Origin of the sequence: Anaerostipes caccae L1-92, assembly GCF_014467075.1 — a bacterium.
Taxonomy (GTDB): Bacteria; Bacillota; Clostridia; order Lachnospirales; family Lachnospiraceae; genus Anaerostipes; species Anaerostipes caccae.
Map to the genome: position 1 here is coordinate 1562957 of NZ_AP023027.1, position 19902 is coordinate 1582858.

The following is a 19902-nucleotide window of genomic DNA, read 5'->3' on the forward strand; positions in this document are numbered from 1 at the left end:
CTGAGGATACAAAAATGATACAAGGATCTGTTATATTTTTCGACAAATAAATGAAAAGCAGAGGAGAGGAATATGAACCGTATTTTAATCGTCGAGGATGAGCCGGCTATATCTAATTTAATCCAGATGAATCTTGCGGCAGCGGGATACTGCTGTGACTGTGCCTTTGACGGGGCTGAGGCGGCCGACCGGCTGGATCAGGAGGGATTTGATCTGATTCTTCTGGATATCATGCTGCCGGAGATAGACGGCTATGAGCTGATGGACTACATCAGGCCGCTTGAGATTCCGGTCATATTTCTTACGGCCAAGGCCAATACAGAAGATAAAGTAAAGGGACTGAAGGCAGGGGCAGACGATTATCTGACCAAGCCATTTGAAATTGCGGAACTGCTGGCCAGGGTAGAGACGGTCCTCAGGCGCTGTCAGAAGACAGAAAGCCGTCTGAAGGAAGGAGACCTGGAGATTGATATGTCCGCAAGAATTGTAAAAAAACAGGGGCAGCCTGTAAATCTGACAGTCAAAGAATATGAACTGCTGCTGCTCCTGATACAGAATAAAAACATTGCCTTATTCAGGGACTTTATCTATGAGAAGATCTGGGGCAGCGGATACATGGGGGACAGCAGGACAGTCGATCTGCACGTGCAGCGACTGAGAAAAAAGATCGGATGGGAACACAAAATAAAAACGGTCTATAAGGTAGGCTACCGCCTGGAGGATTCGCAATGAAGTTTTCCTGGAAAGTATTTTTAAGCATTATTTCACTTACTATGCTCACATTCAGTGTTGGCGGGTATTTTTTGATCCAGTCTTCTTTTCAGTCATCTCTGCGCCAGACCGCAGAGATGTCATATCAGGAAAACAATATTTTCCGGGCAACTTTGGGGGCTTCTATTGCCGTATCTCCTCCGGACAGCGGTTCACCTAAAAACACGGTTAAAAAGCTGGCCGGATCAATCAGTCTCTCGTCACCGGGAAAAGAAAGAAAATTTCGGATATGTGACAGTTCCTTCCGGGAACTGTTTTCGGATCTGAGTTTTCGTGTACCGGATCAGGTAATGAAGGCCCTGGACGAAAAACATACCGGATACTCTATTCTTAAACAGGACGGCAGGTATTATCTGCAGTCGGCATGCCGCTTCACCGTAGATGAAGAAGTATTTTACCTGGAAAATGTACGAGATATTACCCCGATTTATGAATTAAAAGAAAATCAGATGAAGCTGTATCAGAAAATTTCCATTATTCTGGTCGTAACTCTGGGAATTGCTGTCTTTTGCCTGTCCAGATGGCTGACCCAGCCTTTGAGGATCCTTTCCCGGGCAGTCAGAAACTTCGCAGCAGGTGATTTAAAGATCCGATCGGAGGTGGTGTCCGAGGATGAGATAGGTTCTCTCGCCGGAGATTTTAACACAATGGCAGAGCAGCTGGAACAAAAGATCTGTGAACTTGAAGACTCTGCGCTGCGCCAGGAGATGTTTATGGGAAGCTTTGCACATGAACTGAAAACGCCTATGACTTCTATCATAGGATACGCAGATACCCTGCGGTCCAGAGGACTCAGTGAGGAGCAGAGATTTCAGGCGGCGAATTATATTTTTGAGGAGGGGAAGCGTCTGGAGGCTTTGTCTCTGAAGCTGATGGACCTGATCGTTCTGGACAAGCAGAAAATTTCCATGAGACCGGTCCCGGCAGCTGAGCTGTCTGAAAGAGTCATTCATCTCACAGAGCCTCTTTTAAAAGCATCAGGTATCCAGCTTGAAACTTCTTTTGAAGAGGGGATCATATGGGGAGAACCGGATCTGCTGCAGAGTCTCTGTGTGAATCTTTTGGATAATGCCAGGAAAGCAGTGGATGCCGACGGACTGATCCGTTTTGAAGGGAGATCAGATGAAAACGGCTATACCCTTGTGATAAAAGACAACGGAAGAGGAATGCTCAGAGAAGATATGAACAGAATAACGGAAGCGTTCTATATGGCAGATAAGTCCAGAGCAAGAAAAGAAGGCGGAGCGGGGCTTGGACTTTCTCTCTGCCGCCGGATCGTGGAACTGCACGGCGGAACGATGGAATTTGAGAGCCGGCTGGAAATAGGAACGGCAGTCACCGTTCAGCTCAGAAAGGAGAGGTCCGATGAAATTTAAGAATATTTTGATCTGCTTTTTTTCAGCGGTCCTGGCAGCCTCCTGTATTCTATGGCCGTCTCTGATATCGGGGTATCAGGATAAGAAAATGAGAGGCCGGGTGGAACTGGACAAGGTGGAAGATACATCGGAAATCCGGACAGATACCTTAACTATAGAGGAAAAATTATCACTCATTGCGGAAGCAGATAACTCAGCGGAGGAGATTGCCGTGACGAACCAGACCTATGAGTGGGGATCGGCAGAGATAGACGAACTCAAAAACGTTTGTATGAAAGAATTAAAACAACTAAAAGAAATGGGAATGTTTCCAAAGCTTGCTTTGAATAAGAATACAATGATGTTTTATGAAACCACAACGACTTGTCTGGATACAAAAAATTATGCAAGACGTCTGAGAATTCACAGCGTGACGGTACAATCAGGGGATCAGAGTTTAGTGGCGGTCATTGATGATTCTTCACATAAGATTTTGAGTATCGACAGTGTAAAAGGAGCCGGAATCAAGCCTTCGGATGCTGAGAAGATCATAGGGATCTGGGGCCGGTATCTTGGTTTGAAAGAAACAAACAAAATGGCAGCGGTAAAAAACAACTATTTTGTAACATACAGGTCAGGCAGTGAAAAAGTATACTATTTATTTATATTCTTCAGCAAAAAGTTTGCGGAAGAAGGGGAATTTTATATTCATCCTGAGGGAAATGGCGGAGATCAAAACAGTGTCAGCAGATGATACAACTTCGATGGAATTTTGACTGAATTGTGATACAAGGTCCGGGTATGATAATACCAGAGATCATATTCTCTGGAAAGAAGGGTGACGGACTAATGAGAAAGAAACAATATATACGGAGGAGACATAAGTATTTTGTACTGCTTATATTAGAGATCATAGGCACCTGGTTCCTGACGGTCCTCGTGATACAGTACTGTACTTCTACGCAGCAGCCGGTAAAGAATACCATACCGGTCAGCAGATTTGTAAGGCCAAAACAAAAAGAACAAACAGTTCATATTCCCTGGAACCTAATCTTAATAAATCATGAAAATTATGTGCCGGATGGTTTTCAGCCTGACCTGACTACATTAAATAATGGGTGCCAGGTAGACCGGAGGATACTGCCGGATCTGCAGAAAATGATGAATGCGGCCAGAAAAAGAGGGCTTTATCCCTCCGTTTGTTCTGCATACCGGACAGAAGAGCGCCAGACATATCTTCTGGAGCGCGATATCAATAAGTATTTGAATCAGGGATGTACGGAAGCTGAGGCCAGGAAGAAGGCATCCAGATGGGTTGCGCTTCCGGGCCGGAGTGAGCACCAGACAGGACTGGCAGTGGACATCGTGGCAGTGGATTATCCGGTGCTTGATGAGACTCAGGAAAAGAGGAAAGAACAGCAGTGGCTTATGGAAAACAGCTGGAAATACGGATTTATTCTCAGATATCCGAAGAATAAAACCAATATTACAAAAATCGGATATGAACCGTGGCATTACCGGTATGTGGGCAGGAAAGCCGCAGGGGAAATGAAAAAGAAAAACATGTGTCTGGAGGAATATATAAAATATGTGTCTGATAAAATGTATAAAATATCCTAGAATAAGAAAATATCCGACAACAGTTTTTCAGCGCGGCTGAAGAAAAAGGCCATTCTCTGCCATAACAGGGAGAATGGCCTTTTATTTACTTGATCTTTTTGAAATAACTTCCTGCGAGAATACAAGTTTTTATCTTTTTGCCGTTCTTGTTTTCATAGGATGATGTATTAACTGGAATACCATACACATCTGCAAAGTCAGATTCATAAATATTCTCTAATTCATCCAGATAGTACACGATGCATACATGTTTTCCGGAACGATCCAGCAGCAGAACTTCATTATAATCATAGCCAAATGCAGAGTAAGAATCCATTTGCACAATATAATAGTTGGATAGCCGTACAATTTTATCTCCGTATTGATCCGGATGTCTAAAGACCTGCTCATACTTTATGGAAGGATCTGTATATTTTTTAATCTGTTTTAAACTCTTCGCTGGGAATAGTTCCTCTTGGTCGGAAAGAAATTCCTGTGCCTTGTAGGAAATAGAAAAGGGCATACTGGAGAGTGAACCAAGCGTATTAAAAAATTCCAGTACATTTGGTGTAAAATAACCTTTGTTAAAAGTGCCTGCCTGTTTGGGATAATCTTTGTCGTCAAACACTAATTCTCCGGTTCCTTCCGGCAGATTGTTTTTCCAGAGGCCGGTATAGGTAGATTTTAGATTGGCCGGACTCTGAACTTTGTATTTGCCGCTGCCATGAAATTTTCCGTTCAATGTCTCTCCATCATATACACCGGTTGTATCTGTGGCGCTGAGTTTGACTTTGGCAAGGTTTGTTTTTACAGAACCTTTGCCTTCCGGACGGCCTTTAGAGAAATTTCCCTTGTAGGTGAGATATTGTTTGTTCTTTTTAAAGACAAAAGTGCCTTTGCCTTCTGGTTTTTTGTCTTTCAGAGTTCCCGAAAACTTTCCTTTCAAATCTTTGTCAAAAAAAGACAGGGTCATTTCTTCATTTTCTACACGGTTGGAACATCCGGTGAGACAGAAGACCAATAAGATAAAAACAGCTGTAAACTTTAAATTTTTCATAGTTTTCCCCTCCGTATTGCTACTGGTGTTTTAAGAAACTGCCTGCTACAATCAGTACTTTTAATTTTTTGCCGGACTGCATTGTATACTCTGCAGAGGAAAGGGGAAGTCCATATACGGTCTGAGTGCTGTTGAAAGAAACATCCTTTAAAGGGTCCAGGCAGATAACGTATATGTATGCATTCTCAGAGGGCAGACCAAGAAGAACCAGAGATAGATTTCTGCCAAATACTTTTTCATTCAGCTCGGTATTCAGAACTGTATAGTCAGAAAATTTCATAAGTTCATCTCCGTAATCACCGGACTTTTTTAAAACATCATGGTGACTGAGCGAAGAATCTACATAAGGTGCCAGATCAGTTTCTTTTTTTGCCATAAATAAGGAATCATTTTCTTCTATAAATGTTTTTGCTTTTGGAGAAATTTTATATTCGATCTCTTCAAGAGTCCCCATCGTTTGATAGATTTCAAAAGTGGTGGGATCAAAATAACCGGTGTCAAAATGGCCGGTCATAGCCCATTTTCCTCCGACAGAGAAGTCAAGACGTCCTTCGCCGTTTGCCATGTTCGCATGCCAGCTTCCTTGATAGACGGCGTTTTTGAAGTCTTTTGGAGACACAAATTCAAATCTTCCTTTTTTACTGGCTTTGCCGCCGGAGACAATGCCTTTGTAGCGCCCTTCACATTTTTTTCCGATAAAATAGGCTGTCATCAGGTTTGTATCAAGGGTTCCTTCTCCGGACATTTTTCCATTTGAGATTTTGCCTTTGTAGGTGAGGTAATCATCTCCCTTTTTGTAGGAAAAAGTTCCTTTCGTTGGCTTGTCATTTTTCATGAGACCGGTATACTGGCCCTCATATTTCTTGTTCTGGTATTCCAATGTGACCGTCTTGTTTTTGACTTTTTTCTCTTTTGCACACCCTGCGGTCAGAAGGCACAAAAGGCATAATAATGCTGCGATTTTTAATTTCTTCATATTCTCTCATCTCCTGTATTGTTTTTACATTATTATACCACAGATCAGAGAATTTGTTTATGTTCCCCAAGGTTGTTTTAAGGTTTAATATATGAAAAACCTTCCGTCTGCCGAAGAGCAATTTCCACTACACCTGCCGGGACAATTTCAACAAACGGCAGCAGAAGTTCAGGAGAAATATGGTTTGCGCGCAGTGCATTGCGGCAGGCACAGATCCGAATGTTTGAGGAAAGAGATAGCAGAGCATTTTTAAACCCCATCTTTTCTGAGACGGCATCCTGAAGTTCACAGACAGCCGGGCCGTTTGCCACCAGCTCGATTCGGTAATGCATGGCTTCCTGATCAAAATATTGAATCATATTTTGTATATTTCCCAGAACCATTGCCCACTTTAAACTCTCATCAATATGAAATAAAACATTCATAGCGTACCTCCTGAATAAAATATATGATATTGTAAGTTTAACACATTTGAGAGAACCCTTACAGCAGATGAAATATCTTTTAGAGGGAAAAGCACTATTGGACAGAGGAAGGCATACAATGTTAAAAAGGCTTGGAGGTTGCTTTACTTGCAGGCATTTTTAGAACCGCTGTCACAGGAAGAGGAACAATATTACTTGAAGAAAAGCCGCCTGGGGGACATGGAGGCCAGGAACATATTAGTAGAACACAATCTCCGTCTGGTTGCCCATATTGTTAAAAAATATAATAACTTTGACAGGGATAAGGACGATCTGATATCCGTGGGAACGATTGGGCTGATCAAAGCGATCAATACCTATAACTTGGAGAAAGGGCACCGGCTGGTGACCTATGCTTCCCGATGCATTGAAAATGAACTGCTCATGATGCTGAGACAGGAAAGAAAAAGTGCAAAGGACACTTCGTTATATGAGCCGATTGGGATTGACAAAGAGGGGAATGAAATTAATCTTTTGGATGTACTGGGGGCGGATGAAAACGATATCGTAGATGAACTGGACCTGAAGGAGAAAATCAGAGACTTGTATAAAATGGTGGATGAGATGGAACCGTCCAGAGAGAAAACGACTCTGATCATGAGATACGGATTATATGGCAAAAAACCCATGACTCAGAAAGAGGTGGCAAAAGAACTTCATATATCGAGATCTTATGTGAGCCGTATTGAAAAAAAAGCTGTTGAGAAGATAAAAAGAAGGTTAAAATTATAATTAGGTTATCTGCCGGAATTGTAAGTTAGATTCCGGCAGTTTCCATTATCTGAAAGTAAACTTAAGTTGATAGAACCCCGAGAAACAGATATAATTGAAAAAACAGAAACAGCCAAAGCCGGGGAGAAAATAAATGAGGATGGAAATTGCAAGACTGTATCGTTCAAGGAGTCAGGAGGCCATGGATCTGGTGTGGGAAACCTTTTTGAAATTTGAAGCACCGGAGTATTCGGAAGAAGGAATCCTTACATTTCATGATTTTATCCGCAATGAGAGAGAATTAGAAAGATTAGAGATCTTTGGAGCGGAAATTGACGGAGCTGTCGTAGGTGTATTAGCGATGAGGGGAAATCATATCAGTCTCTTTTTTGTAGAAGAAAAGATACAAAAACAAGGAATCGGACGAGCCCTTTGGAACTATTTTTTGGCACAGAGCCGGACCGAGCAAATAACAGTGAATGCTTCTCCTTATGCTGTACCAGTCTATGAAAAGCTGGGTTTTCAGGCTGTGGATGACGAACAGCTTACAGATGGGATACGGTATACGCCTATGACACTGAATAGATGAGGGATATAGAAACCAAAATTTATGGAGAAGAATTTCATGAAGTTAGAAATCAGAGAACTGGATAAAAGAGACCATAAAAAAGCAGTTCAATTTGCGGTGAAAGGGATGCATTTTGACTGGTACATGGATAGTAAACTCTTGCTGAATTTATACGGCAGATATTTTTGGTATTTGTCGCTTGCCCGTGCAACTCAGGTGATTGCAGCATATGCGGGGGATATGTTTGCAGGAGTACTGCTTGCTGAAATCAAAGGTGAGGATAAGAAATACCGTTCTTTTTGGAAATCGTTTTACGTGAAAGTATTTGATGTTTTGCAGAACCTTTTTGCGAAAGGAGGTTCCGGCGTCTATGATGAGGCAAACAGGGAAATGTTTACACGTTACTGTAAACAAACTTCGCCGGACGGAGAGATTTTGTTCCTGGCCGCCAATCCTGAGATGAAAGCCAAAGGAACTGGAAGTTTCCTGCTTAATGAATTTGCACGAAGAGAAAAGGGAAAGAATATATATTTATATACGGATAACGCATGTACTTATCAGTTTTATGAGCGCAGGGGCTTTCAGCGTGCCGGTGAAAAAGATGTCATACTGAAGATAGGACATAAAAAGATTGATCTCCAGTGTTTTTTGTACAGCAAAGCAGCCGAGTAAAGCAAACAGTAATTTGATTATAAATAGAGGAGACATAGTATGGAAACAAACCAATATCTGATAAACCATTACAGCAGTTTCAATGAGGATGCCCGTCTTATGTCAAAGCATGGATCAGTTGAATTCCTTACTACTATGCGTTACATAGACAAGTATATAAAACCCGATGACCGTGTACTGGAAATCGGAGCGGGAACCGGCCGCTATTCACATGCACTGGCGCGTCAGGGATATGCAGTTGATGCGGTGGAGCTGGTGGAACATAACATTGAAATGTTCCGGAAAAATATTCAGCCGGATGAGACGATCACGGTTACTCAGGGGAATGCCCTTGATTTATCCGATTTTTCGGACAACCAATATGATATAACGCTGCTGTTAGGTCCACTGTACCATCTTTACACCAAAGAAGACAAGAGACAGGCTCTTTCTGAGGCGATCCGCGTGACAAAACAGGGAGGGGTGATCTTTGCAGCACATGTGATATCCGATGGATGTCTCCTCGACGAAGGATTTAACCGCGGCAATATCAACGTCTCCGAGTATATTGAGAAGGGTCTGATCGATCCGGAAACCTTTGCTTCCAGATCCCAGCCAAAAGATTTATTTGAACTTGTCCGAAAGGAGGACATTGACGAACTGATGTCTGTATTTCCCGTATCCAGACTGCATTATGCTGCGTCAGACGGCTGTTCTCTATTTATGCGAGAAGCGGTAGATGCCATGGATGATGAAACTTTTGAGCTATATTTAAAATATCACTTTGCCACGTGCGAGCGCGAAGATCTTTTAGGAGTCACGAGCCATGTGATTGATATTTTTCAGAAATAAGCCATTTTGGAAGGTGAAGGATGAATATGACAGAGAAGTTTCTTATTATGATACTGCTTATTATATCGGCAGGTTCATTTGCAGCCAGTTGTTTTTACTTCAAAGAGAAGGGATTTCTATTGAATAATGCCTATCTGTTTGCATCGAAAAAGGAACGGAGAGAAATAGACAAAAAACTACATTACCGGCAGTCAGCAGTCATCTTTCTGCTGATTGAAATTATATTTTTACTGAATACACTTCAAATGATATATGAAATCGGCTGGCTGTTTTATGCGGCGCTGGCAGTTACAATCGCCGCAGTTATTTATGCCCTTGTATCAACGATTAAGATTGAGAAAAAGAAGAAGTAAAAACGGCGCATTTCTGCCAGATCTCAATTCCATTTTCTGCACGGTTTTTGAATGACCGTGCAGAAAACAGATGGTGTCAATATCTCTGAAGAGGCGTCACCGATACGGCTCCGCTCAGATCAATATTCCTTGTGACAGAGGAATAGGTGAGACGGAATGACAACTGTGCTTCAGAAGAGATGGCCTCATTTGTTGTGAAACTGCCTGAAGCGGAAGTGTTGCGTTCCGTTCCGGCAGGTGCAAAAAATGAATAGAGCAGACGGGGGGAACCGTTGATATAAGGAAGAATCTGCATGTATCCGTCAGCTTCCGCAGTTCCCAGAAAGATAAAATCTATGAGGTAGAGATATCCTGGTTTCAGCGATATCGTTGTATCATTTTCAAGCCGGATTCCATCACCTTCCTGAAAAACAGGAAAAAAGGACACATATGTCCCGGAGGCTCCATTATATGAAGTTCCATACTGGGCATAAAAATCAATCGGTTCCGCAGGAACCGGAGCCGGGCAGCATGGAGTATGACAGCAGCATTTATCCATAAAACAACCCCTTTCTTTCTTTTACTTTATAATATGATACCAGGGTCAAAAGGTTATGGGTTTCATGCTTGTTATATAATAAATACAGAATTGTGACAAAAAAGGAGAGAGCCAGAATGAAATTAAACAAAATACATCATATTGCGATCATTGTCAGTGACTACGAGAAGTCAAAAAAGTTCTATACGGAACAGCTTGGATTTCAGATTCTCAGAGAAAATTACCGTGAGGACAGAGGAGATTATAAACTGGATTTGAAGCAGGGTGACTGTGAGCTGGAGATATTTTCAGGAAAAGGACATCCCGAAAGGCCGTCTTATCCGGAAGCATGCGGACTCAGACATCTCGCGTTTCATGTTGAAGATATTGGGGAGACAATAAAAGAATTAAATGAGGCGGGAATTGAGACAGAAGATATCAGACGTGATACCTTTACAGGAAAAAAGATGACATTTTTCCATGACCCCGACGGACTTCCGTTAGAACTTCATGAATAATAAGAAACTATAGATGAAAGAAAGGGAACCATATGATGAAGGTTCCCTTTCTTTCTATTATTATGAAATTGTTATGAAAAGAGTTTGGCGAATATTTTTTATAAGTATTCCATGTCGGAAAGAACTCTTAAAATGTTATGTCCTTCCTGAACACCGTCGATGATACGCCTTGCACGGACGCTGTCACCGATATTGACAATTTCTACGTTGGTATCCGCATATGCCTCACGGATCTCCTCCAGAACCGGAGCGTTGGCACGCATTCCGAGACATACGAATCCATAGTCAAACGGCAGGTCTTTTTCTTCACCGTCTGCCTTTACCAGGAAGGAATCGGCTTTTACTTCACAAAGAGCAGTGTTCGGCATCTGATTGACCTCATATTTTTTCATCAGTGCATTCACACCGGATTTGGAAACAGGGTCTAAATCTTTACCGATGGCAGGCATCATCTCTACGATGCTCACCTCTGCGCCTTTTGGTGCGAAATATTCTACCACATCCAGTCCCACGGCACCGCCTCCGATGACAGCAACCTTTTTGCCTGTGCAGTCTTCCGGATAGTCAGCCAGATGATTGATCATGCCGGAAATAGAGGCAACCTTGGAGCCTTCTTTGTCGATATGGTCGTGAAGACCTTTAATCGGCGGAAGCAGAGGATTGGATCCTGTGGCGTTGACGATGATATTCGGGTGCAGAGCCTTGATCATCGGCAGTGTGGCTTCCTGTCCCTTGAAAATAAACAGGTTGTTTAATTTAGAAGCTCTTACCTGAAGGTAGTGAGGGAAATCAGCCAGACGTTTCTTGTCAGGAATCTTAGAGATTTCTACAGAAAGTCCTCCCAAATGATCTTCTTTTTCCAATAAGAATGTTGTACATCCTACTTCCGCAGCCGTACATGCGGCTTCCAGACCGGCAGTACCGCCTCCGATCACGACAACGTTGCATGGTTTGTTGATTTTATGCTTTTTATAATCGGCACCATCATTTACTGTAGGATTGATCGTACAGCGGATCGGCCGGTTGACTCCGATTCGGTTTCCTGCACATCCGATGTTGCAGGAGATGCATTTCCTTAATTCATCTTCGTGCCCTGTGGCAACCTTTTTCACCCAGCACGGATCTGCGATGAGACCGCGTCCCATACCGATGATGTCAGCATCTCCGCGGGCAAGAATATCATCTGCAACACGAGGATCACGAATATTACCCATCGTCACACATGGTTTTCCGTATTTTTCTTTGACAGCCTTTGCCATATAAGATCTCCAGCCGTCCTCTAAGTAATTGGCGTCGATCTGATACTGGATGGAACCGTTTAATCCCGCAGAAACATCGAAAACATCGGCTTCTTCCTGGAAATACTGGAGGTAGTCCAAAGTATCATCCAGGGTATTTCCATGTTCCATAAACTCGTCGGCACTTAAGCGGACGAAAATCGGGAACATCGGTCCAACCTGTTTTCTGACTTCCTCTAAGACCAGTCTTGCGAATCTGGCTCTGTTTTCCGGAGAACCTCCGAATTCATCGGTTCTGACGTTTGTCGTAGGAGATAAGAACTGACTGATCAGGTAGGAATGTCCCGCATGAATCTCAATGCAGTCAAATCCTGAAGCCTGTGCGCGTGCAGCGGCCTCACCATATTTTTTAACAATCGCGTAAATCTCATCTTTTGTGAGCGGACGAGGAATTTCTCCGCCTGCCTTAGACGGAATATCTGAAGCAGACACCGGCTGCATATTCGTACGCTTAGACTGAGCGGACGCACCTGCATGGTTTAGCTGTAATCCGATACATGCACCGTGAGAATGAACGGTCTCACAGAGCTTAAAGAAGCGGGGCATGTAATTGTCATGGTCGATTCTGATCTGAGTCGTACCGTTTGAGCCGAGAGGGGAATCTACGCTGGCATTTTCCACCATAATAAGGCCGACACCGCCTTTTGCCCTCTGTTCGTAATAATTGATATGGAGAAAACTCATCTCTCCGGTCTGTTCTCCATAGTTAGTTCCCATCGGTGTCATCATGATGCGGTTTTTCATCGTCATGTTTTTGATTGTCAGCGGACTGAAAATATTTTTATAATTGCACTTCATTGTGTACCCTCCAAAAGATTATCGATTTCTAATTAGGGTTGTTATCATTGCATTTGGGTGATTTGTAATGATAAGTTCATTATAAAGCAAAGATAATTATTTAACAAATTGATATTTTTTAAAGAATTAATAGCTTTTGTCTATTGTTTTTTTTTACGAAGCCGATAAATTTCTCTACCGCAGGAATCATAATGTTATTTTTCAGGTACGCCATGTAGACGGTGTGATAAGGTTTGACGTTGCTTAAGTGAAGAATTTCCACGTCATATTCCCTCAGCGATTCCACATGGGCCACAAAGCCGACACCGAAGTTTTCGGCTACGAGAGCAGCAATGGCATTTTCGTCGGAGGTTTCAAATGCAATCTCAGGTTCCATCCGGTTCTGCCGGTAGATGGAATTTGTATACTGCCCCAGACCGGAGGTGCGGTCATATCCTATAACAGGATAGGACAGAAGATCTTCCAGCAGAACTTCTTTTTTATGTTTCAAGGGGTGCTCCAGCGGCGTGATGACAACCATCTCCTGATTGATGACCGGGACGAATTCGATCTCAGGCTCATTGGATACGTACGAGCCGAAGATGACGTCATATTTTTCGGATTTCAGATCACGGAGCATTTTGTTGGTGATTTCCTGCGTCATAGAAAAGGTGATATTGCTGGAATCTTCCGAATCCAGGAAACTGCGTACGAGGTGGGGAATATACGATTTGGCGAGGGGAAACACGTAGGCCAGGTCGATGTGGCCTCCTTTGGCGTTGGCCAGAGCCTTCATTTTGTCCTCGGCAATCTTTACTTCTTCGAGTATTTTATTAACATGTTCTAAAAAGATCTTGCCGTACTTGGTCAGCTCGATGTTTCTTCCGTTTTTCCGAAAGAGAGGAAGCCCCAGTTCCTCTTCTAAATTGGCGATGGAGCGGCTCAGACTGGGCTGGGATACATTCAATTCTCTGGCTGCCTGGTGATAATGCTGCAGGGTTGCGATTTTTTGAAAATATGAAAGCTGGTTTAGATTCATAGAGATTACCTCATTTCTGTGGAAAGTGCAGTGCTATATATATAAGGAAGCATAACATGAATGATAGCAAAATACTATTAAAAAGTATTAAAAGATGTATTAGAAGTATCAATAAGATCCGTGTATAATAGTTTTTGTAAGGTTGTTAAAAAATTAACTTTTGGGTGAAGAAACAACAGGGTAAGTAAAAAAGGAGAATGACACATGGCAGAGAGAATCACAGGACATACAGAATTGATCGGGCTGATGGCATATCCGATCAGACATTCCAGCTCACCGGCAATGCACAATGAAGCATTTGCCACATTAGGACTTGACTATGCATATTTGGCGTTTGAAGTTGACAATGACACATTAGAGGATGCGGTAAAAGGACTGCGCGCCTTGAAACTGAAAGGTTCCAACGTTTCTATGCCGAACAAGACAGTCGTAGGCAAATACTTAGATAAGCTTTCACCGGCAGCAGAAATGGCCGGAGCGGTCAACACGATCGTCAATGAAGACGGAGTTTTGACAGGACATATCACCGACGGAATCGGCTACATGCAGTCACTGAAAGACAATGACATCGATGTGATCGGTAAAAAAATGACAATCACAGGGGCAGGCGGAGCAGCAACGGCAATCGAAATCCAGGCGGCATTAGACGGTGTCAAAGAAATGTCAATCTTTAATATTAAAGATAAGTTCTGGGAGAACGCGGAGAAAACTGTTGAGAAAATTCGTGCAAACACAGACTGTATCGTAAATCTTTATGATCTTGATGATAAAGATAAATTAAAAGAAGAGATTGCAGACAGCTATCTGTTCGCACAGGCAACAGGTGTGGGAATGAAACCTTTAGAGGGACAGTCAGTAATCCCTGACGCGTCATTCTTACGTCCGGACTTGATTGTCACTGATACAATTTATGCACCGAGAGAGACTGCACTTCTAAAGATGGCAAAAGAAGCCGGATGCAAGACAATGAACGGTCTTGGTATGATGCTGTTCCAGGGAGACGCTGCATTCCACTTGTGGACTGGAAAACATATGCCGATCGATCACATGAAAGAAGTGTTGGATATTAAATACGACTAAACTTAGAGAGGAAATTTGAGAGGAATCAATTATGAACAAAAAATATTATCCCAGTGCGTTTATCTTATATTTAAATTATTTTATCCATGGTATCGGAGCATCTGTCTTAGGACAGGTGGCAGTAAAAGAAACCCTGGTAAAACAGTGGGGAGCATCAGACATCGGCCTTGTTACAATGGTAGCTGCCGCATTAGGATTGGGAAGGCTGATTGCCCTTCCGTTTGCAGGACCTCTTTCTGATAAGCTGGGAAGAAAAGTTGCATCCATTATCGGCGCAGGCTCCTATGCGATCTTTTTCTTAGGACTTGCCATGTCACCGAATATGACCGTTGCATATATCGCGGCAATTCTGGGAGGTATCGCAAACTCTTTCCTTGACACAGGCGTTATTCCGGCATGTGTTGAGATTCTCGCACCGAGATCCAGTATGGCAACGATGCTTACCAAGTTTTCAATCTCCTGTTCACAGCTGTTAATGCCGTTTATGATCGGTGCTATCGTTGGAGCAAACCTTTCCTTAAATGTATTATTATACGTATGCGGTGCTGCCATCGCTATCATCGGAGTGCTCGTTTTATTCGCGCCTCTTCCGAAAATGGAAACAGCAGGCGGAGCAAAATCTTCTCTGATCCAGGATATCAAACACGCAAACTTCTCACTGGAAAGCATTGCGCTGATCATCATCGGATTTACAGGAACAGCAACATTCCAGCTCTGGCTGAACTGTGCTCAGGATTTCGCGAAGGAATATGCAAAGATTGGTGATCCTTCTGTCATGCAGACTTACTACAGCACAGGATCTCTCGTAGCTATCGTCGTTACAACTGTTTTAGTTAATAAGATAAAAGGGGTAAGATTCTTATTTGTATATCCTCTGATCGCAACGATTATGATTGCGCTTGTTTATCTGCTGAGAACTCCTTCTATCTGCTACATCGGATCAGCAGTTGTCGGATATTCCGCAGGAGCCGTTGTACTTCAGCTTGTGACAGCGACCGCCAACGATCTGTTTCCGAAAATCAAAGGAACCATCACGAGTATCGTTATGATCGCGTCCAGCTTATCGAACTATACAATCCTTTCTCTGGCTGGTACAATGGATAAAGCAGACATTTTATTAATGAACATTGGAATCACTGTTGTCGGAGTATTGTTGGCTCTGTTTGTCAATGTGAGATACAAGGCAATGGAAGAGAAAGCTTAATAAGGAGTAAAGAATGAATCCAGTAAAAGTTAGAAATGTAGAGATTGGAACGGGTGTTCCCAAGATTTGTGTGCCGATTGTCGGCGTGACAAAGGAAGAGATCATCGCCGAGGCAAAGTCTTTCGGGGAGATCCCGGTAGATGTTGTGGAATGGCGCGTGGACTGGTTTGAGGGAGTCTTCGATTTTGCCAAAGTAGAAGATGTGTTAAAAGATCTGAGAGAAGCTCTCGGGGAGACACCGATTCTCTTTACCTTCCGTACATCCAAAGAAGGCGGAGAGAAAGCCATCGAAGCGGGTCCGTATGCAGAACTGAATAAAAACGCAGCGAAAAGCGGATATGTAGATCTTGTAGATGTGGAAGTATTTACGGGAGATGATATCGTAAAAGATATCGTGGCGGCAGCGCACGAGTGCGGTGTGAAGGTTGTAGCTTCCAATCACGATTTTGACAAGACTCCGGCAAAAGAAGAGATTGTCAGCAGGCTTGTCAAAATGCAGGAATTAGGAGCTGATATTCCTAAGATTGCTGTGATGCCGACCTGCAGAAGAGATGTGCTTACATTGCTCTCGGCTACGGAAGAAATGTATACAGATTATGCAGACCGTCCGATCATCACCATGTCAATGGCCGGAACAGGACTGATCAGCCGTCTCTGCGGAGAAGTCTTTGGTTCAGCGCTCACATTCGGCGCAGCGAAAAAAGCGTCCGCTCCGGGTCAGGCAGCAGTCAATGAATTAAATGATATGCTTCAGTTCCTCCACGCAAATCAGGGACTGTAGAATTATAAAAACAAAACGACAGTAAGATAAAAGCGGATAATCTGAAACCAGGTTATCTGCTTTTTATGTGGGAGAATTGCGGCTGATTCACAACTGCAGGGCATTTGGGTTCAAAGAAAATCTGCAAAATTGATAGATAAAAATTATTAATTCTATTTGAAAAATCTATTTGTGGAATCAATTATTTCCATGTATAATATAGTGGATTGGTTGTTAAAAAATTAACTTTTGGATGCTGTAATAATTACAGGCGGGGAAGCATGTTCAAATAGATAGAATTATGCTGAGAACAGCAGGGCTCCGCTTACAAAAGAGAGGTATGAAGATGCTAAAGTGGTTAGATGAGAATTTAGAAGAGTTTTTAATGGGAATTTTCCTGGTGGGGATGGTCCTGATCATGGGCATTCAGGTTTTGGCGCGTTATGTTCTGGGAGCATCCCTTTCCTGGTCGGAGGAGATCACAAGATACCTGTTCATCTGGTCGGGATTTATCAGTGTCAGCTACTGCACAAAAAAGTGTATTTCCATTAAAATTGAACAGTTTGTGGCAATGTTTCCTAAAAGGGGAAGGGCCATCTTTAAAGTGGTGAACCATACCATTGAACTGGCGTTGTTCCTGTATCTGATCCCGTACTCTGTCCTGTATTTAAAAAGTGCATTTGAGAGCGGACAAGTCAGCCCTGCATGCCATATTCCAATGTACTACATACAGGCAGCACCGCTGGTGAGTTTCCTGCTGGTGACAATCCGTATTTTACAGAGATGGCTGATTGAGTTTAAAATCGCAGTTGGAAAGGATCAGGAGGTGTAGGTATGTCAGCGTTATCAGTTTTTATTATTTTCTTTTTGTGTTTGATCATCGCGATCCCGATTTCCATTGGACTCGGTATTGTGTCAGTACTTCCGGGAATTTTTGATTCTTCTTTTACCGCAAGCGGTCAGTTTGTCATCCGATCTATGCTTGGGGGAATCGACAGTTTTCCGCTGCTGGCGGTGCCGATGTTTGTATTATCAGGCATGGTGATGGCAAAGGGCGGAATTTCAAAAAAGATTTTTGATGTTTTTGTATATTTTATTGGAAAATTTACAGCGGGAATGCCATGTGCAGTTATTGTTACGTGTCTTTTTTATGGAGCAATTTCAGGTTCAGCGCCTGCTACGGTGGCAGCCGTGGGCAGTATGACGATCCCGATTTTAATTAAGCTCGGTTATGATAAAAAATTTGCCACAGCGATCGTTGCGGTTTCAGGAGGACTGGGTGTCATTATCCCTCCAAGTATTCCTTTTATTATGTACGGAATGGCATCCGGACAGTCTGTCAGTGACCTGTTTATCGCCGGGATTCTTCCCGGGATTTCTATCGGTCTGCTGCTGATGGTATATGCTGTTTTTTACTGCAGAAAACATGGGGAAGATAAAGAAAAGATACGAAAAGAAGTACAGGCGCTTCATGACAAAGGTCTGCTTACTGTGCTGAAAGACAGTTTTTTTGCGCTGCTCAGTCCGGTTATTATCCTCGGATGTATTTATACTGGTGTGGCTTCCCCTACAGAAGCGGCGGTGATTTCTGTTTTTTATTCTGTATTCGTAAGCTTATTTGTCTACAAGAGTATCCATATAAAAGATTTATGGGGAGTAATGATCGAGGGAATCCGTACCTACGCGCCTATCTTATTTATACTTGCAGCATCCGTCGCATTTTCAAGAGTCCTGACGCTGATGCAGGTTCCTCAGACAGTCAGCGAGTGGATTCTCGGAACATTCCACAATGGAATTGTCATTCTGCTGGTAATCAACGTCTTCTTACTGCTTGTGGGTATGGTTATGGATACGACACCGGCTATTTTGATTCTGACACCGATTCTGATGCCGATTGCAGTAGGCGTTGGAATGAATCCAATTCATTTCGGTGTGATGATGGTGGTCAATCTGGCGATCGGTTTTGTTACCCCGCCGATTGGAGTGAATCTGTTTGTGGCTTCTTCACTGACACAGATTCCTGTAGTGGATATTGCCAAAAAAGCCATGCCTCTGATTGCATGTTTCCTGGTGGCTCTGTTACTGATTACATTTATACCGCAGATCAGCCTTGCGCTGTTATAGGAGGGGGATACAGATGAAAAGACTTAGAAGATTTACCATTGCAGCATTATGTATCATCTCTGCGTTTGTGCTGGGAGGATGCGGGAAAAAAAGTTCCGATGGAGTGCAGCGGTATGCCTGGCCGCTGGGGACCTCCAGTCCTGAGGACACAGTGACTCAGCTTTATTCACAAAAGTTTGCCGATGAGGTGAACCGGCTGAGCAAAGGAAAAATGAAGATTGAAGTTTATCCCAACAGTACGCTGGGAGGAGACAGAGAACTGCTTGAGAGCTGTTCTGACGGTGATATTCCTTTCGTCGTGCAGAATACAGCACCGCAGGTTACTTTTATGCCGGATACCGCTGTCTTTGACCTGCCAAGTGCCTTTGCTACGATTGCCGAGGCAAGAGCTGCCGTGGACAATCCTGTATTTTATAAGAAGATGGAAAAGGTCTATGAAAAAGGCGGATTTAAGCTGCTCGGTTATGCGGACCAGGGATTTCGTGTGATGTCCACCAACAAAGAGGTGAAGTCGATTGATGACTTTAAAGGACAGAAAATCCGTACCATGGAAAACAGCTACCATATGGATTTCTGGAAGGCACTGAAAGCCAATCCGACGCCGATGACGTTCAGTGAGGTATACATCGGTCTGCAGCAGAAGACGATTGACGCACAGGAAAATCCATATGAGGTCATTGTGTCAAGCAAACTTTATGAACAGCAGGATTACGTGGTAGAAACAAATCATCTGCCCCATTATATTTCTCTGATTGTAAGTGATGAATTTTATAAAGACCTTCCGAAAGATCAGCAGAAGATTATTTCTGAGGCGGCAGAGACGGCAAAGGAATATGCAAGGAAAGCTTCGGATGAACGGATCGAAGACCGGATGAAGGTCATAAAAGACAGTGGTACGAAGATTGTGAGGCTGGATAAGAAAACTCAGGAGGACGTAAGGAAAGCGTCTTCCGACATATATAAAAGCATTGAGGAAAATGTATCAAAAGATGTTTTTGATGCATATTTGAACCAGAAGTAAGATCAGCAGGCACTTTTATTGGAAAACAGTAAAAGTGCCTGTTCTTTATTGCTTAAGAAAATTTAAAAAACAGGATAATTTATGAAAAAAGCAAAATACCTGCTTGAAAATCACGACAGAGTTCCTATTCTCAGATGTAAGGACGAAAAATGGACAAGATAGTTCAGCAGAAGTGAAATATCGATGCTTTTAGGATCAGCTTATTTT

At 42.9% G+C, this 19902-nt stretch carries 22 protein-coding genes; 16 read left to right on the forward strand and 6 right to left on the reverse strand.

All coding sequences use genetic code 11. The features are described 5' to 3' along the window. Positions 1 to 72 precede the first annotated feature (72 nt). The 4 genes from ANCC_RS07645 to ANCC_RS07660 all read left to right on the forward strand — a co-directional run bounded on the left by ANCC_RS07645 (position 73) and on the right by ANCC_RS07660 (position 3746). Entirely contained in the window at positions 73 to 732 is a 660-nt protein-coding gene (locus ANCC_RS07645; RefSeq protein WP_006567251.1) for a response regulator transcription factor, read from the forward strand. Then, positions 729 to 2147 carry a sensor histidine kinase gene (locus ANCC_RS07650; RefSeq protein WP_006567250.1) on the forward strand — a complete coding sequence of 473 codons (1419 nt, stop codon included), beginning with the start codon at positions 729 to 731 and terminating at the stop codon, positions 2145 to 2147. The genes ANCC_RS07645 and ANCC_RS07650 overlap by 4 nt, the downstream gene beginning before the upstream one ends. Then, complete coding sequence (locus tag ANCC_RS07655) at positions 2137 to 2880, forward strand: hypothetical protein (protein ID WP_006567249.1); 744 nt, start codon at positions 2137 to 2139, stop codon at positions 2878 to 2880. The genes ANCC_RS07650 and ANCC_RS07655 overlap by 11 nt, the downstream gene beginning before the upstream one ends. Before the next feature lie 95 nt (positions 2881 to 2975). Next, positions 2976 to 3746, forward strand: a complete 771-nt coding sequence (locus tag ANCC_RS07660) for a D-Ala-D-Ala carboxypeptidase VanY (RefSeq protein ID WP_039946633.1) — start codon at positions 2976 to 2978, stop codon at positions 3744 to 3746. A gap of 85 nt (positions 3747 to 3831) precedes the next feature. Here the strand turns inward: ANCC_RS07660 and ANCC_RS07665 are convergent, their stop codons facing one another. From ANCC_RS07665 to ANCC_RS07675, 3 genes are all read right to left on the reverse strand, one after another. After that, positions 3832 to 4782 carry an MORN repeat-containing protein gene (locus ANCC_RS07665; RefSeq protein ID WP_006567247.1) on the reverse strand — a complete coding sequence of 317 codons (951 nt, stop codon included), beginning with the start codon at positions 4780 to 4782 and terminating at the stop codon, positions 3832 to 3834. Between the two features lie 19 nt (positions 4783 to 4801). Then, positions 4802 to 5758, reverse strand: coding sequence for an MORN repeat-containing protein (locus tag ANCC_RS07670; RefSeq protein WP_182483049.1), 957 nt, complete (start codon positions 5756 to 5758; stop codon positions 4802 to 4804). Between the two features lie 77 nt (positions 5759 to 5835). Next, positions 5836 to 6183, reverse strand: a complete 348-nt coding sequence (locus ANCC_RS07675) for a DsrE family protein (protein WP_006567245.1) — start codon at positions 6181 to 6183, stop codon at positions 5836 to 5838. Between the two features lie 147 nt (positions 6184 to 6330). Here ANCC_RS07675 and sigK point away from each other — a divergent pair, with 147 nt between their 5' ends. The 5 genes from sigK to ANCC_RS07700 all read left to right on the forward strand — a co-directional run bounded on the left by sigK (position 6331) and on the right by ANCC_RS07700 (position 9357). Beyond that, the gene (sigK, locus tag ANCC_RS07680; protein WP_024727820.1) at positions 6331 to 6954 is read left to right on the forward strand and encodes an RNA polymerase sporulation sigma factor SigK; all 624 of its coding nucleotides are present in this window, start codon (positions 6331 to 6333) and stop codon (positions 6952 to 6954) included. A 133-nt stretch (positions 6955 to 7087) separates the two neighbouring features. Then, the gene (locus ANCC_RS07685) at positions 7088 to 7522 is read left to right on the forward strand and encodes a GNAT family N-acetyltransferase (RefSeq protein ID WP_006567243.1); all 435 of its coding nucleotides are present in this window, start codon (positions 7088 to 7090) and stop codon (positions 7520 to 7522) included. Positions 7523 to 7558: 36 nt separating this feature from the next. Continuing rightward, positions 7559 to 8173, forward strand: coding sequence for a GNAT family N-acetyltransferase (locus tag ANCC_RS07690; RefSeq protein WP_039946631.1), 615 nt, complete (start codon positions 7559 to 7561; stop codon positions 8171 to 8173). A 39-nt stretch (positions 8174 to 8212) separates the two neighbouring features. Then, a complete protein-coding gene (locus tag ANCC_RS07695) occupies positions 8213 to 9004 on the forward strand; it encodes a class I SAM-dependent methyltransferase (protein WP_006567241.1) in 792 nt (263 codons plus the stop codon). Between the two features lie 26 nt (positions 9005 to 9030). Further along, complete coding sequence (locus tag ANCC_RS07700) at positions 9031 to 9357, forward strand: DUF3784 domain-containing protein (protein WP_247881548.1); 327 nt, start codon at positions 9031 to 9033, stop codon at positions 9355 to 9357. 76 nt (positions 9358 to 9433) lie between these two features. On the opposite strand, the gene ANCC_RS07705 is transcribed toward ANCC_RS07700, so the two are convergent. Then, positions 9434 to 9895, reverse strand: coding sequence for a hypothetical protein (locus tag ANCC_RS07705; protein ID WP_009289837.1), 462 nt, complete (start codon positions 9893 to 9895; stop codon positions 9434 to 9436). A gap of 116 nt (positions 9896 to 10011) precedes the next feature. Here ANCC_RS07705 and gloA2 point away from each other — a divergent pair, with 116 nt between their 5' ends. Then, positions 10012 to 10392, forward strand: coding sequence for an SMU1112c/YaeR family gloxylase I-like metalloprotein (gene gloA2, locus ANCC_RS07710; protein ID WP_039946628.1), 381 nt, complete (start codon positions 10012 to 10014; stop codon positions 10390 to 10392). Between the two features lie 98 nt (positions 10393 to 10490). Here gloA2 and ANCC_RS07715 read toward each other — a convergent pair whose 3' ends face one another. Then, a complete protein-coding gene (locus ANCC_RS07715) occupies positions 10491 to 12488 on the reverse strand; it encodes an oxidoreductase (protein ID WP_006567236.1) in 1998 nt (665 codons plus the stop codon). Positions 12489 to 12606: 118 nt separating this feature from the next. After that, positions 12607 to 13506, reverse strand: coding sequence for a LysR family transcriptional regulator (locus tag ANCC_RS07720; protein WP_156340538.1), 900 nt, complete (start codon positions 13504 to 13506; stop codon positions 12607 to 12609). Between the two features lie 204 nt (positions 13507 to 13710). Between ANCC_RS07720 and ANCC_RS07725 the strand changes: the two genes are divergently transcribed. The 6 genes from ANCC_RS07725 to ANCC_RS07750 all read left to right on the forward strand — a co-directional run bounded on the left by ANCC_RS07725 (position 13711) and on the right by ANCC_RS07750 (position 19695). Further along, positions 13711 to 14586: a shikimate dehydrogenase gene (locus ANCC_RS07725; protein ID WP_006567234.1), complete on the forward strand. Its 876-nt coding sequence runs from the start codon at positions 13711 to 13713 to the stop codon at positions 14584 to 14586. 31 nt (positions 14587 to 14617) lie between these two features. Then, positions 14618 to 15790: an MFS transporter gene (locus ANCC_RS07730; protein WP_006567233.1), complete on the forward strand. Its 1173-nt coding sequence runs from the start codon at positions 14618 to 14620 to the stop codon at positions 15788 to 15790. Between the two features lie 13 nt (positions 15791 to 15803). Further along, a complete protein-coding gene (aroD, locus tag ANCC_RS07735) occupies positions 15804 to 16571 on the forward strand; it encodes a type I 3-dehydroquinate dehydratase (RefSeq protein ID WP_006567232.1) in 768 nt (255 codons plus the stop codon). Positions 16572 to 16896: 325 nt separating this feature from the next. Then, positions 16897 to 17382 (forward strand): TRAP transporter small permease, encoded by a 486-nt coding sequence (locus ANCC_RS07740; RefSeq protein WP_039946686.1) that lies wholly within the window; start codon positions 16897 to 16899, stop codon positions 17380 to 17382. A 2-nt stretch (positions 17383 to 17384) separates the two neighbouring features. Continuing rightward, complete coding sequence (locus ANCC_RS07745) at positions 17385 to 18674, forward strand: TRAP transporter large permease (protein ID WP_006567230.1); 1290 nt, start codon at positions 17385 to 17387, stop codon at positions 18672 to 18674. Between the two features lie 13 nt (positions 18675 to 18687). After that, the gene (locus ANCC_RS07750; RefSeq protein ID WP_006567229.1) at positions 18688 to 19695 is read left to right on the forward strand and encodes a TRAP transporter substrate-binding protein; all 1008 of its coding nucleotides are present in this window, start codon (positions 18688 to 18690) and stop codon (positions 19693 to 19695) included. Positions 19696 to 19902 lie beyond the last annotated feature (207 nt).